Origin of the sequence: Acinetobacter sp. YH12095, from assembly GCF_013419245.1 — a bacterium.
In the GTDB taxonomy this organism is placed as follows: Bacteria; Pseudomonadota; Gammaproteobacteria; order Pseudomonadales; family Moraxellaceae; genus Acinetobacter; species Acinetobacter towneri.
In genome coordinates this window covers 21,376-35,364 of sequence record NZ_VPAL01000007.1, presented here as the reverse complement: position 1 = coordinate 35,364, position 13,989 = coordinate 21,376, and the positions used below count along the sequence as shown (strand labels likewise).

Sequence of the window (13,989 nt, the reverse complement as noted above, 5' to 3'; positions counted from 1 at the left end):
CTTTATAAAACCCTGCTGCGGCAGGGTTTTTTGTCACTGCCGTTATTCGGCTAAATTTGCTTAACCGCAGTATTCCGTTTAGAATAGCTGTACTTCATTGGGGAGTAGCCGCTTTTTACTAATTTCTGTTTCAACTGAATGCAGTAAAAAGGTGATGGTCAACATATTTGTTCCACAGAACATGGTCATCATAGCAAAGAACCAAGTCTGCTTTTTCAAGCTTTCTTTTGTTGGCAAGACCTTTGATTTATCACTCTGCAGATTTTGGCTAGCAGGAGGGATAGGTCATTGGTATGTGTGCTAGCCAGAGAAAAACATCATGTATGAATTCCTCATCTCGACTGCCATTGTCGCCTTAGCCGAAATGGGTGATAAAACCCAACTATTGGCTTTATTACTCGCGGCACGTTTTCGTAAACCTGCTCCAATCTTGGTTGCTATTTTACTGGCAACACTCATTAACCACGGACTTTCTGCAGTTTTAGGGCAGTGGATTACCACGGTACTTAGCCCAGAAATTTTATTGTGGATTTTGTCTTTAGGTTTTATTGGCATGGCGATTTGGATGCTTATTCCAGACCAGCTAGATGATGAAACTGAAAGCATCAACAAGTGGCAAAAATACGGTGTATTTGGCGCGACCTTTGTATTGTTCTTTTTGGCAGAAATTGGCGATAAAACTCAAATTGCCACAGTGGCTTTAGCCGCACGTTATGACAGCGTGTTTTGGGTCATGCTTGGAACCACTTTGGGGATGATGCTGGCCAATGCACCTGCGGTATTTATTGGCAATAAATTAGCGACCCGATTGCCAATTGCTTTAATTCATAAAATTGGTGCACTGATTTTCCTAATTATTGGTGTGTCGACTTTGGCGCAACATTATTTATTCTAAATTATTCATTAAAATGCATAAATCCTGAGCAAACTGCTCGGGATTTATTTATGTGAATGGTACTGCAATTCACTGATATTTCAGATAATCTGAGCCATTTTATTTATTGTAACTTTCCATAAATAGCTATATGTTATTCAATGATAGAAAATCTATTTTTAAAATGAAAAAATTGGGGATTGGTTATGGCATTTGACCGTACAACATCGCAGGTCTTATTTGATAATGGGACACATAAATGTATTAGTTTTACCAGTTTGGTCAAAGGTGAAGGTGTTCAGGCCAACCAATTTCTGATCATTGATAATAACCGTGCCGCAGTGCTAGACCCAGGTGGCGACCTGACCTATGTACCACTGACCATGGAATTAAACAAATATACCCGTTTGACCAATCTTGACTATGTCATGGCATCGCACCAAGACCCAGACATCATCACTTCAATGCCGCGTTGGTTGGTCTATACCGAAGCAAAAATCGTAGCATCAAAATTGTGGGCGCGTTTCTTGCCGCACTTAAGCTCATCTTTTATGAGCGACCGTATGAAAGGCAACTGGTTAGATCGTTTGGTGGAACTGCCAGATGAAGGTCAGGCAATTCCTTTGGGCGAGTCTAAAATTATTGCTGTGCCTGCGCATTTCTTACACTCTGTTGGTAATTTCCAGTTTTATGATCCTATCGCCAAAATTTTATTTTCTGGTGATATGGGTGCGTCAATGGTGGAAGATGCTTCAATTCCATTGACTGATTTTGCTGCGCATATTCCTGCGATGAAAGGTTTCCATCAGCGCTATATGTGTTCCAATAAAGTGATTCGCCTCTGGGTGAATATGGTACGCACCATGGACGTTGAAATGATTGTGCCGCAACACGGTACGCCATTTGTGGGCAAAGAACAGGTGAACCAATTCCTAGACTGGATTGAAACATTGGAATGTGGCGTCGATTTGATGGATGAACACGTTTTTAGCTGCCCTGAATAAGCGACAAAAAAGCTGAAAAAACTGTAAAAAAAACTTGAGTGCAAAAACAACTTTTTTTAAGATTTTCGCCCAAAAACGATTTTTTTAATGACGAGAACTTAACGAATGTTGTCTCAAGTACCTACAGCCGATGCCTGCTTAAGCTGCGGCGCGTGTTGCGCTTATTTCCGTGTTTCATTTTATTGGGCTGAAGGCATGAATATGCCTGAGCACTACACGGAACCAGTAACAGCAGTCTATTCATGCATGTGTGGTACCAATCAGAGTCAGCCGCGTTGTGTCGCTTTAGAAGGTGAAGTTGGACAGCAAGTGAGCTGCGGGATTTATGAATTACGCAGCAGCTCTTGTAAAGAAGTGCAAATTGCCGATGATCAATGCAATAAAGCACGTCGTGCGCATAACATGATTCCATTTGTGCAAGTCGATCCAGCCATTTCTGTGAATGATGATGACTTCGATCAAGTGGTTTAATGGTGCTTTAAGTTGTTGATCGCAATCCAGATTGGAAAAGCAAAGCTGCGGCTTTGCTTTTTTTGTGGCTCAATTTTGGGTAGATAGCCAAATCATGATTCAGATTGAAGCGGCTTTATCTGCCTGAAAAATGAAACCTCGCAAGTTTTAAACTTGCGTGGCTAAAAAGCAAACTAGGAGTGAAAACCTCAATTTTTAGATGAAAATTACCGATTTTTTCATGCTGCATCCCCCAGAAGGGCAGAATAAAAAATATTTCTTAGAGAACAAATGAAATTTGTGCCCAGATTTGTTTATAATGGCTCACGGAAATTACCAGTGAGACTGTTATGCTGACCATCGTTCAAGAAGCGTTAACCTTCGATGATGTCTTATTACTCCCTGCCTATTCTACTGTTCTCCCAAAAGATGTCTCCTTAAAGACACGTTTTACGCGCGGCATTGACCTGAATATTCCTTTGGTTTCAGCAGCAATGGATACGGTGACTGAATCTCGTATGGCAATTGCGATGGCGCAAAACGGTGGTATTGGTATTTTGCATAAAAACATGGACATCGTTGCGCAAGCAGCCGAAGTGCGCCGTGTGAAAAAATTTGAAGCGGGTATGGTGAAAGACCCGATTACCGTAACGCCAGAAACTACAGTACGTGAATTGATTGCGCTGACTCAAGCCAATAATATTAGCGGTGTACCTGTAGTAAAAGATGGCAAAGTTGTCGGTATTGTGACAGGACGTGATACACGTTTTGAAACCAACCTTGAGCAACCTGTCAGCAACATCATGACAGGTCAAGATCGTTTAGTGACAGTACGCGAAGACGAATCTAAAGAAAACATTCAAGCTTTATTGCAACAGCATCGTATTGAAAAAGTCTTGGTGGTGAATGACCAGCAGGAATTAAAAGGCTTAATTACGGTCACTGATTTCCGTAAAGCAGAATTGTATCCAAACAGCTGTAAAGATGACTTAGGTCGTTTACGTGTGGGTGCTGCAGTGGGTACAGGCGCAGAAACACCAAGCCGTGTAGAAGCATTGGTTGAAGCAGGTGTCGATGCGATTGTGGTTGATACTGCACACGGTCACTCTGCAGGCGTAATTGAGCGTGTACGTTGGGTAAAAGCTAACTATCCACAAGTTCAAGTAATTGGCGGTAACATTGCAACTGGCGATGCTGCTTTGGCATTGTTAGATGCAGGTGCAGATGCAGTGAAAGTGGGGATTGGCCCGGGTTCAATCTGTACCACACGTATTGTGGCAGGTATTGGTATGCCGCAAATCTCTGCAATTGACGCTGTTGCCAATGCATTGAAAGAACAGATTCCATTAATTGCCGATGGTGGTATTCGCTTCTCTGGTGATATGGCCAAAGCAATTGGTGCAGGTGCAAGTACCATTATGGTCGGTTCATTGCTTGCAGGTACTGAAGAAGCACCGGGCGAAGTTGAATTCTTCCAAGGTCGTTACTACAAAGCATACCGTGGTATGGGTTCATTGGGTGCAATGGCAGGTGCAACAGGTTCTGCAGACCGTTATTTCCAAGACTCGAAAGCAGGTGCAGAAAAACTTGTACCAGAAGGTATTGAAGGTCGTGTACCGTACAAAGGCCCAATGGGCAACATCGTGCATCAAATGATGGGTGGTTTACGTTCATCTATGGGTTATACAGGTTCTTCAACTATTGAAGATCTACGCCAAAATGCTAAATTCGTGAAAATTACTGCAGCAGGTATGCAGGAATCTCACGTGCATGATGTGACGATTACTAAAGAAGCGCCGAACTATCGCGTTGGTTAATATGAACTATCGCGTTGGTTGATATTTAGTAGCATTTTCAAATAAAAGCCGTCATCAATGTGACGGCTTTTTCATTTTTGGTGTAAAGTAACTCGCAGTAAAAAAGTGATGATAAAGATCACCCCTAAGAAGTGAGAACAATATGAGTTATTTTGGTACAGACGGCATTCGAGGGAAGTTTGGAGAGTTACCAATTACACCTGATTTTGCATTAAAACTAGGTTTTGCAGCAGGTAAAGTTTTAAAAAAACACACCAAAAAAAATAAACCTATTGTGGTATTAGGTAAAGATACACGTCTTTCAGGCTATATTTTAGAAGCAGCATTACAAGCGGGTTTAAATGCCGCAGGTGTCTATGTGCATTTGCTCGGCCCATTGCCGACGCCCGCTATTGCGCACTTAACCCGCGCTTTGCATGCCAGTTTAGGCATTGTGATTTCAGCATCGCATAATCCGTATTTTGATAACGGGATTAAATTTTTCTCCGGTGAAGGGAAAAAACTTCCAGATACGATACAAGAAGAAATTAACCAAGAATTACATCAAGAGTTAAAAATTGAAGACACAGCCAACTTGGGTAAAAGTGTTCGTGTAAAAGATGCCAATGGGCGTTACATCGAGTTTTGTAAATCGACCTTTCCATATCATTTAGATTTAAATGACCTCACTATTGTGGTCGATTGCGCCAATGGTGCTGCCTACAATGTTGGCCCTGCGGTATTTCGTGAATTAGGCGCGAAAGTGATTGCCATTCACAATGAACCGAATGGTTTAAACATCAACGAAAATTGCGGCTCAACCCATCCTGAAAGTTTGCAAAAAGCAGTGCTTGAGCATCAGGCGGACTTGGGGGTTGCATTTGATGGTGATGCAGACCGTGTGATTTTGGTGGACAGTCAAGGCAAGCAAATTGATGGCGACCACATTTTATATATTCTTGCTACACAAGGCTCGAAAAAACCTGCAGGTATTGTCGGGACGTTAATGAGCAATATGGCATTGGAATTGGCGTTGGAAAAAGCCCAAGTACCATTATTGCGTGCCAATGTCGGTGACCGTTACGTGCTACAAGGTCTGGAAAAAAATGGCTGGGTTATTGGTGGTGAGCCATCGGGGCATATTTTGACTTTGGACAAGAGCACCACAGGTGATGCAATTATTGCTGCCTTACAAGTGTTAACGGTGATGGTCGAACAAAATAAAGCCCTGCATGAATTGGTGGCAGATTTTAAACTGTTGCCAAATGTGCTGGAAAATGTGCGTTTAGCAAATATGTTTGACCCATATACTGTTCCTGCCTTGGTGGAAGAGTTTGACCGTGCCACGGAACAGCTGAAAGGTCGTGGACGTTTATTGATTCGTAAATCGGGCACTGAACCTGTGATTCGTGTCATGGTGGAAGGTGATGATTTGGCTGAAGTGGAGGCATTGGCGAAAGATTTAGCAGATGCTGTACGTCGTCATGCCGTCTAAAGGGGGTAATCGTGAGTGATTTAATTAAAGATTTAAGTGAGCTGCGTTTAAGTTACCAAAAAGGTGAATTGCTAGAAGCACAGGTCAGTGCCAATCCGCATATTCAGTTTTTGAATTGGTTTAACCATGCCTTAGAAGCCAAGCTGCATGAACCGTATGCGATGTCATTGGCGACTGCCAATGCGCAAGGTCGTCCGCATGTGCGTACTGTGTTGCTGCGTGGAGCCACCGAAGCAGGCTATGACTTTTATACCAATTATGACAGTCAAAAAGGGTTGGATTTAGCGGCCAATCCTTATGCTGAATTGTTATTTTACTGGCCTGAACTGGAACGTCAGATTCGTGTCAGCGGTTATGTCGAAAAAATTGATGAGCAAGAATCGACAGCGTATTATCACAAACGCCCACGTGACAACCAAATCGCTGCGCATATTAGCACTCCGCAAAGTGGTGTGATTGCCAGCCGTGAAGAACTACAGGCGCGTTTCCAAGACTTGCATGCCCAAGTGGGCGATCAATCTGAATTGCAAAAACCTATATTTTGGGGCGGTTACCGCTTGCAGCCTGATTATTACGAATTTTGGCAAGGCCGTCCGAACCGTTTGCATGACCGCTTAGCTTATGAAAAAATTGAAGGTGAGTGGAAACTACAACGCTTGATGCCTTAAATCACTGGAAATTATGTCAAAAATTCTAATAAAGCAAAGACCTTTACTTACACGCCCTGAAAACTTTCAGGGCGTCTCTACATTTGTTGCCCAAATTTTAGCGCGCCGTGGCGTTGCGTCTGAGCAGGAGCTGGAACTTAAACTGAAGCACTTGCTTGCTCCAAGCATGAAAGGTCTACCAGAAGCAATTCAGCTGATGGATCAGGCGATTGATCAGCAGAAAAAAATTGTAATTGTGGGCGATTACGATGCCGATGGCGCGACCAGTACCACACTTATGATTTTGGCATTGCGCGAAATGGGCGCACACGTGCAGTATTTAGTACCTGACCGTTTTAAATATGGTTATGGCTTAACCCCCGCCATTGCCGATTTGGCTTTTGAGCGTTATGCACCTGATCTATTAATTACGGTAGATAACGGAATTTCCAGTCATGCAGGTGTGGAGCGTGCGCAAGCTTTGGGGATGCAGGTCATCATTACCGATCACCACCTCACCACAAAAGCCACTCCAAATGCAGAGGCTGTGGTGAATCCGAATCAATTGGGTTGTGATTTCCCAAGTAAAGCCTTGGCAGGTGTGGGCGTGGCATTTTATGTGTTGGCCAACTTATCCAGTCAGCGTAAAAAACAGGGCAAATCTGCTGCAAATTTAACGCAATATTTAGATTTGGTGGCCTTGGGCACCTATGCCGATGTCGCTAGTCTGGATTATAACAACCGTATTTTGGTGGATGCAGGCTTAAAACGGATACAGCAGAATTTATGTCGTCCTGGGATTAGTGCATTGCTGGATTTGGCAGGACGTGAACCCGCACAGCTTAAAGCGCAGGATTTGGGTTTTGTCTTGGGGCCACGCATTAATGCTGCAGGGCGCATGGAAACCATGGACATTGGAATCGAGTGTTTACTGTCGGCGGATATGCAAAGTGCCTATGCTTTGGCGCGTCAGTTAAATAGTTTGAATCAGGAACGCCGTCAGGTTGAAGGGCAAATTAAACAAGATGCGCTGGCAGAGTTGGAAAAGCTGCAGTTAGATCAAAGCGATTTACCGCATGCCTTGATCATGTTTGAAGAACATTGGCACCAAGGTGTAATTGGAATTGTTGCAGGACGCTTAAAGGAACAGTTTCATCGCCCTGCGATTGTATTTGCTGCCGATGAAGATGGTGAGCATATTAAAGGCTCTGCCCGTTCAATTGAGGGGATTCACATACGTGACACTATAGAATTGGTTGCAGAACAATATCCACATTTGGTTAGTCATTTTGGTGGACATGCGGCTGCGGCAGGTTTGACCATAAAAAAGGTGCACTTTGCAGAATTTAAACAGGTCTTTGAACAGATCATTGCGCAAATGGATGCGGATTTATTTCATGCTGTGCTATGGACAGATGGTGAATTGCCGCAAGAAGCTTTTGATTTACACACGGTAGATTTATTACAGCATTTGGCGCCGTGGGGACAAAAGTTTCCGCAGCCTGTGTTTGAGGGACGGTTTAAAGTGGTTGATTTTAGATGGTTGAAGGACGCTCATTTAAAATTGCGTTTGGCATTGGACAATGGACAAGTGGTTGATGCGATTGCGTTTGGTGCTAAAGATAAATTTGAATTTAACCCGATGCGGGATGATGTGCGTTTGGTTTATGAGTTAGAGCGCAATGTGTTTAATGGCAATGTGAGTTTGCAGTTGCAGATTGTGCATTTGGAGCAGTAATCCAAATAAAAAAATCCGCTCAAATTTGAGCGGATTTTTTTGCTTTTAATGTAAGGGATTAGAAGCGGAATGTACCATTGATGCCGTAAGAGTCCGCACCATCAGTTGTCGTGTAATTCACACCTACAGCAAATGCTGGGGTAAAGAATTTTTGTGCACGTACATTAAAGATAGTATCAAAATCTTCTTCTGTTGAATCTGCAAAAGAAACACCAACGCTTAAAGTTGGGTCGATATAAAGGTCTGCACCTAGACGATATACTGTTTCATCTGCAAAATAGGTTGCACCTTCAAAATTAGTATAATAGTTACCAATTTGAGTGACATATTTTGCGCGAAGTGTTGCAATAGTATCATCTTCAGCAGTCCAAATATTTGTAAAGCTGTTGATAAAACCGATTTGGCTTGCTTGGATTGGGTCAATATTTTCTTTTGCAACACCAGTTGCTAATAACAAACTATTGATTGGTAAATAACCCACTTCCAGTGCATAACCTGTGTTGTCTGCCGAGATCGAATCTTCATCATCTTCGATTGTAATTTCAGAACGGTTTAATTTGGCGGAAAAAAGCACCCTTCCGAAGAAGGGTGCTATTTGAGTAAGGAATTAGACTTAAGCTTAGAAGCGATATTTCGCAGCGACACCAAAGCGGTTGTAGTCAGCATTACCAACTTCACCAAAGCCTACACGACCTTCCAAACTGACTTGTGGTGTAAAGAATTTACGTGCACTCACACCAAACTCATCATTATCGTTGATATCGTTGCTGTAATAATCGACACCTACACTTAGCGTTTTATCAATGAAGTAATCCGCAGCAAGATTGTATTCATCGAGATCACCAAAAGCAGCACCTGCTTCAAGGTTGATGTCTTTACCATTCGAAAGTGTAGTTACGTATTTAGCACGTAAAGTCGGGTCTACACCATCATCACGGTCATTATCCCAACCTTTAAGACCTGCTGCGATTAACAAGCCTGGTGCTGGTAAATAACCAACTTCTGCACCATAGGTGGTTAAATCATTGTTTAGGTCATCATTGTCTTTCAAGTCATGACCGCTCACATTACCACTTAAGTAAAAGTCTGAATTCGGTACAAAGTACTCTGCACCTACGCCGTAAGTATGCGCTTCATTGTCGCCAACTTCGTCATATTGGTATTTGGCATTTACGTTGCTAGCACGATCAAGGAACGCTGCTTCTGCCAAAGGTGCATTACGGGTTTGTACAGGGTTAAAGTAATAAGTACCATCTACACCGAATGAACCGCTTGAACTGCCGTTGTCTGGATCAATCAGTCCTGCTGATGCACCAATTTCAGCTTGATATGCGTTCGCAGTACCAGTGATAGCCAAAGCTGAAAGTAGGGCTGATGCGATTGCTAATTTTTTCATGGAAAGTACCCCTCTGAAATCTGGTTAACAGTTAAACTTTTTGTTACAACTTTCAGTCTAGGCGAAAAAAAATCAGCGTCAATCACAGGAAAGTTGCCGCTTTGTTACAAGCGTAAATTTGTGTAATATTTTGAGTTTAAGTGATTGAAATAAAAATGAAATAATTAAATGTTTTGTTTTATTAAAACTATGTGTATTTTGTGAATTTTACTAAAGTTGATCATTAAATCATCAAACTTGTTTCATCTTTGTTTTATTTTGGCGGGTTGAAGCAATTACGATACACAGTTTTTAAGCTTGGATTCAGCTGAATGTGTCAGGAAAAAATCAGGGCGGTAGATCAGCCATTTAGACAACATCAGTGTTAATCGAGCATGCTATTTTTTAGGTTGGATATCATCAGGCTCTCATTTTAAAAGTTTAAAGTGATCTTTATTTTTAACCACATTTAGCATTCAACCGATAAAAGCTGAAAAGTTATGCTGGAATTTGCAGCAGGGTAGAAATGCCAGAACAGGTCTGTGCTACAATTATCGGCTATTGAGCTTCATTGTTAATTGAGAGAATTTACGTGGAAATTAATCCTTATCTAAACCAATTAAAAGACTTGAACGAACGTGGTCAAACACTACGGGGGTATCTTTGACTACGATCTGAAAAAAGAGCGTTTAGAAGAGGTTCTCCGCGAGTTAGAAGATCCTGCAATCTGGAATGATCAAAGTCGTGCGCAAGCCATGGCCAAAGAAAAGGGCGAGCTTGAAAACGTGATTCATGTCCTAGAAGGTTTGGCGACACAGTTAGAAGATGCCCAAGCCATGTTGGACTTAGCCGTTGAAGCCGATGATGAAGATTTATTGGTGGATGTGCAGTCTGAATTGACTTCTGCTGAAGAAGAACTGGCGAAATTAGAATTCCGCCGTATGTTCAGCAATCCAATGGATCCAAACCCATGCTATGTCGAAATTCAGGCAGGTTCGGGTGGTACAGAAGCGCAAGACTGGGCATCGATGCTGTTGCGTATGTATATGCGCTGGATTGAACGTCACGGCTTTAAAGCAGAATTGATGGAAGAGTCGGATGGTGATGTAGCAGGGATTAAATCTGCGACCATTCGCGTTGAAGGTGAATATGCGTATGGTTGGTTGCGTACTGAATCGGGCGTGCATCGTTTAGTGCGTAAATCACCATTTGACTCAGGTAACCGTCGTCATACGTCATTCTCTGCGGTGTTTGTTTCACCAGAAGTTGATGACAACATTGAAATTGATATTAACCCTGCCGATGTCCGTACCGATACCTACCGTGCGTCAGGTGCAGGTGGTCAGCACATTAATAAAACCGACTCTGCGGTACGTTTAACCCACGCACCTACAGGTATTGTGGTTGCTTGTCAGAACCAACGTTCGCAACACGCCAACCGTGACCATGCGTGGAAACAGTTACGTGCCAAGTTGTATGAACTGGAAATGAGTAAACGTAATGAGGCGGCTCAAGCACTGGAAGACTCGAAGTCTGATATTGGTTGGGGAAGCCAAATTCGCTCTTATGTATTGGATGATTCACGTATTAAAGACTTGCGTACAGGCGTGGAAACTTCAAATACAGGTGCGGTTTTAGATGGTGATTTAGACAAGTTTATTGAAGCCAGTTTAAAGCAGGGTCTATAAGTTACGGTCTGTAAGATCCTAATGAGCCTGCCCAATTCAGTGAAGTTGCTTAAAAAATTATATAAATCGTAAAAAAACGATATTAATATCGAAAAAATACGATATATTAAAAGCAGCTGCTGAATTGGGCTTATATTTACGAATATGTGTCTGAATGATGGATGTCGATTTAATCTTTAAAGCCTTAGCCAATCCTACCCGTCGGCAAATTTTAGAATGGTTAAAAGCACCAGAACAATTTTTGTCGGTAGATGAGTGTGGCGACTTTAAGCGTGGCGTATGTGCAGGACACATTGAGCGTTTGGGCAACGTGTCGCAATCGACCATGTCAAATCATTTATCGGTACTGCAACAGGCAGGTCTTATTCGTGCAGAAAAATATGGACAATGGTCGTATTTTTCTCGTAATGAAGCACTCATTCAGCAATATGTCGAATATTTAAAACACTCACTTTAACTGTGAGATTAGAGGCAAAAATGGCTGAATTAGACTCTCCTTTAGTTTTGGGTGATCTGCATCTAAAAAACCGTGTGGTGATGGCACCTTTAACCCGTAGCCGCGCCAGCGATGACCGTGTTCCAACGCCAATGATGGCAGAATATTATGCACAGCGTGCCAGTGCAGGTTTGATTCTTTCAGAAGCAACGGTAATTTCTGAAGAAGCCAATGGTTATTTAAATACCCCAGGATTGTTTACCGATGCTCAAGTGCAGGGTTGGAAACTCGTTACCGATGCCGTGCATGCCAAAGGTGGTTTGATTGTGGCGCAACTGTGGCATGTAGGTCGTGTTTCACATCCAGATTTACTCAATGGTGCAACACCAGTATCGGCAAGTGCGGTACAACAAGCAGGTTATGTCAGTTTGTTGCGTCCTAAACGTGAATATGTGTTGCCACGTGCCTTAGAAATTGCAGAAATCCACACCATTACCGAGCAATATAAACAAGCCGCCATCCGTGCCAAAGAAGCAGGATTTGATGGGGTAGAGTTGCATGCAGCCAATGGTTATTTGATTGATCAATTCCTGCAAAGCAAAACCAACCAACGTGACGATGAATACGGTGGTTCGGTTGAAAATCGTGCGCGTTTCTTGTTAGAAGTGATGGACGCCTTAATTGAAGTCTGGGGCGCAGGTCGAGTCGGTGTGCATTTAGCACCACGTGGCGATGAGCACGACATGGGAGATGATGATCCACGTGAAACCTTTGGCTATGTCATGCAGCAATTGGGGCAGCGTAAAATCGCCTTTTTCTTTACCCGCGAATATTTAGCCGAAGACAGCATTTCCCAAGAAATGAAAGTACGTTCAGGCGGTGTGCCATATATCGCGAACATGCGTTTAAGTCGTGCTGATGCCGTGGAATTATTGGCTTCGGGCAAGGCCGATGCGGTGTCATTTGGTAAGGCGTATATTGCCAATCCAGACTTGTATGAGCGTTTATTGGCAGATGTACCTTTAAACGAACTCAAGCTGGAAAACATGATTGGTACAGCCGTTGCAGAAGGCTATATCGATTATCCAACTTTGGCGGAAACACAACACGCTGTAGAATAAAAGCCAGTATAGCGCCACATGCAATTAACATGCGCGTGTGGCTCTGTTATATTTTGCCGATAATCTTTCTTTGGGGCGCATCTTTTGGCTACTCCATTTTGGTATAACGCAGCCTTGGCGCTGTTAAAACCGATTTATCAGTCACGTATTCGTAAACGTGCCGAATATCCTGAGCAATTACAACAAGAACTGCTTGAGCGTTTTGGCCCATTTCAGCCTGCTAAAAATTTACATGCCATTTGGTTTCATGTGGTGTCGGTGGGGGAAACTAATGCCGCACAACCTTTAATTGAACATTATTTAAAAGTGGGACATCCCGTTTTAGTCACCAATACCACCAAAACGGGGCAGGCACGCGCCAAATCATTATTTTTAAAAGCACCGTATTTAGATTTATTTCAAGCCGTGTATTTACCTGCCGATCAGGTGCATTTAATTCGTGAGTTTTATCAGAAATATCAGCCTAAATTATTGGCACTGGTCGAAACAGAATTGTGGCCTAATTTGATTGATCAGGCGCAGCATTTTCAAGTCCCGTGTTTGTTGATTAATGCGCGGCTTTCGGAAAAATCGGCCAAAGGTTATGCCAAAGTTAAAGGATTAACTCGCGGCATGTTGCAAAATTTGCAGCAACTTTTGGCGCAAGACTCTGCCACACAGCAGCGTTTTATCGCATTGGGGATGCCTGCCGAGCGTACAAACGTGGTGGGTAATATTAAATTTGATATTACTGCGCCAGAAGATTTTGTAGAGCAAGCCGCGCAGTTGCAACAGACATGGCAATTGGCACATCGCAAAATTATCACCCTTGCCAGTACCCATGCGCCTGAAGAACAGCAATTATTGACTGCTTTGAAACCTTATTTCGCACAGCATCCTGAACTGTTATGTATTGTTGTGCCGCGCCATCCAGAGCGTTTTGATGAAGTGGCTGTGCAGGTGAAAAAACTGCAACTCAATATGCAGCGCCGTAGTTTGGCTGAAGCGATTCAACCCGAAACACAAGTGTATTTAGCCGATAGCATGGGTGAAATGTGGTTGTGGTACGCCTTAAGTCAGGCCTGTTATGTTGGTGGTTCGCTGAATGAACCTGGCGGTGGGCATAATATTTTAGAGCCTTTGGCCTTAAATGTCGCCACGGTATTGGGCAAAAATTATTTTAACTTTCAAAGTATTGTGGATGAGTTTGTTGCAGCAGAAGCCGTGTATGTGGTCGAAGATGCTGAACAAGCTGTAAATACGTTAACGCAATTGTTGTTTGAACCTGCGTTGCGTGCTCAGCTGAATCAAAATGCTCAAGTGATTATGTATAAAAATCGTGGCTCTTTGACTGAGCATATTCACGTGATTAATCAGTATCTTTAA

Annotated in this window: 12 protein-coding genes, 1 pseudogene and 1 riboswitch; of the genes and pseudogenes, 11 read left to right on the top strand and 2 right to left on the bottom strand. The window is 42.8% G+C overall.

Going from position 1 to position 13,989, the window contains the following annotated elements; translation table 11 throughout:
- The first annotated feature begins 87 nt into the window (after window positions 1–87).
- A riboswitch (yybP-ykoY riboswitch) is annotated at window positions 88–247 on the top strand.
- A 72-nt stretch (window positions 248–319) separates the two neighbouring features.
- From FTU35_RS06935 to recJ, 7 genes are all read left to right on the top strand, one after another.
- On the top strand, window positions 320–895 hold the full coding sequence (locus tag FTU35_RS06935) for a TMEM165/GDT1 family protein (protein WP_004974251.1): 576 nt from the start codon (window positions 320–322) through the stop codon (window positions 893–895).
- A 185-nt stretch (window positions 896–1,080) separates the two neighbouring features.
- Window positions 1,081–1,878, top strand: a complete 798-nt coding sequence (locus tag FTU35_RS06930; RefSeq protein WP_004974253.1) for an MBL fold metallo-hydrolase — start codon at window positions 1,081–1,083, stop codon at window positions 1,876–1,878.
- 105 nt (window positions 1,879–1,983) lie between these two features.
- Window positions 1,984–2,349: a YkgJ family cysteine cluster protein gene (locus FTU35_RS06925; RefSeq protein ID WP_004974255.1), complete on the top strand. Its 366-nt coding sequence runs from the start codon at window positions 1,984–1,986 to the stop codon at window positions 2,347–2,349.
- Between the two features lie 329 nt (window positions 2,350–2,678).
- Entirely contained in the window at window positions 2,679–4,145 is a 1,467-nt protein-coding gene (gene guaB, locus FTU35_RS06920; RefSeq protein WP_004974257.1) for an IMP dehydrogenase, read from the top strand.
- A gap of 142 nt (window positions 4,146–4,287) precedes the next feature.
- On the top strand, window positions 4,288–5,619 hold the full coding sequence (gene glmM / locus FTU35_RS06915; protein ID WP_154320186.1) for a phosphoglucosamine mutase: 1,332 nt from the start codon (window positions 4,288–4,290) through the stop codon (window positions 5,617–5,619).
- Window positions 5,620–5,630: 11 nt separating this feature from the next.
- Window positions 5,631–6,287: a pyridoxamine 5'-phosphate oxidase gene (pdxH, locus tag FTU35_RS06910; protein WP_096901662.1), complete on the top strand. Its 657-nt coding sequence runs from the start codon at window positions 5,631–5,633 to the stop codon at window positions 6,285–6,287.
- A 13-nt stretch (window positions 6,288–6,300) separates the two neighbouring features.
- Complete coding sequence (gene recJ / locus FTU35_RS06905) at window positions 6,301–8,004, top strand: single-stranded-DNA-specific exonuclease RecJ (protein WP_154320187.1); 1,704 nt, start codon at window positions 6,301–6,303, stop codon at window positions 8,002–8,004.
- 58 nt (window positions 8,005–8,062) lie between these two features.
- On the opposite strand, the pseudogene FTU35_RS06900 reads toward recJ, so the two are convergent.
- Window positions 8,063–8,569: pseudogene (locus tag FTU35_RS06900) on the bottom strand (putative porin); the annotation flags it as partial.
- 54 nt (window positions 8,570–8,623) lie between these two features.
- Window positions 8,624–9,400 carry a putative porin gene (locus FTU35_RS06895; protein ID WP_004974263.1) on the bottom strand — a complete coding sequence of 259 codons (777 nt, stop codon included), beginning with the start codon at window positions 9,398–9,400 and terminating at the stop codon, window positions 8,624–8,626.
- 571 nt (window positions 9,401–9,971) lie between these two features.
- Here FTU35_RS06895 and prfB point away from each other — a divergent pair.
- From prfB to FTU35_RS06875, 4 genes are all read left to right on the top strand, one after another.
- A protein-coding gene (gene prfB / locus FTU35_RS06890) for a peptide chain release factor 2 (protein ID WP_104852716.1) occupies window positions 9,972–11,067 on the top strand; the annotation gives its coding sequence in 2 pieces (ribosomal slippage) (window positions 9,972–10,043 and window positions 10,045–11,067; 1,095 coding nt in all).
- 157 nt (window positions 11,068–11,224) lie between these two features.
- Entirely contained in the window at window positions 11,225–11,524 is a 300-nt protein-coding gene (locus FTU35_RS06885; protein ID WP_019837093.1) for a helix-turn-helix transcriptional regulator, read from the top strand.
- A 20-nt stretch (window positions 11,525–11,544) separates the two neighbouring features.
- Window positions 11,545–12,624 (top strand): alkene reductase, encoded by a 1,080-nt coding sequence (locus FTU35_RS06880; RefSeq protein ID WP_096901672.1) that lies wholly within the window; start codon window positions 11,545–11,547, stop codon window positions 12,622–12,624.
- An 84-nt stretch (window positions 12,625–12,708) separates the two neighbouring features.
- Window positions 12,709–13,989: a 3-deoxy-D-manno-octulosonic acid transferase gene (locus FTU35_RS06875; protein WP_179990252.1), complete on the top strand. Its 1,281-nt coding sequence runs from the start codon at window positions 12,709–12,711 to the stop codon at window positions 13,987–13,989.

Excerpts from the sequence above, each read along its gene's own strand:
- guaB (WP_004974257.1), top strand. The coding sequence starts at position 2,679 with ATGCTGACCATCGTTCAAGAAGCGTTAACCTTCGATGATGTCTTATTA.
- FTU35_RS06885 (WP_019837093.1), top strand. The coding sequence starts at position 11,225 with ATGGATGTCGATTTAATCTTTAAAGCCTTAGCCAATCCTACCCGTCGG.
- FTU35_RS06935 (WP_004974251.1), top strand. The coding sequence starts at position 320 with ATGTATGAATTCCTCATCTCGACTGCCATTGTCGCCTTAGCCGAAATG.
- glmM (WP_154320186.1), top strand. The coding sequence starts at position 4,288 with ATGAGTTATTTTGGTACAGACGGCATTCGAGGGAAGTTTGGAGAGTTA.
- FTU35_RS06930 (WP_004974253.1), top strand. The coding sequence starts at position 1,081 with ATGGCATTTGACCGTACAACATCGCAGGTCTTATTTGATAATGGGACA.
- FTU35_RS06925 (WP_004974255.1), top strand. The coding sequence starts at position 1,984 with ATGTTGTCTCAAGTACCTACAGCCGATGCCTGCTTAAGCTGCGGCGCG.
- recJ (WP_154320187.1), top strand. The coding sequence starts at position 6,301 with ATGTCAAAAATTCTAATAAAGCAAAGACCTTTACTTACACGCCCTGAA.
- FTU35_RS06895 (WP_004974263.1), bottom strand. The coding sequence starts at position 9,400 with ATGAAAAAATTAGCAATCGCATCAGCCCTACTTTCAGCTTTGGCTATC.
- FTU35_RS06880 (WP_096901672.1), top strand. The coding sequence starts at position 11,545 with ATGGCTGAATTAGACTCTCCTTTAGTTTTGGGTGATCTGCATCTAAAA.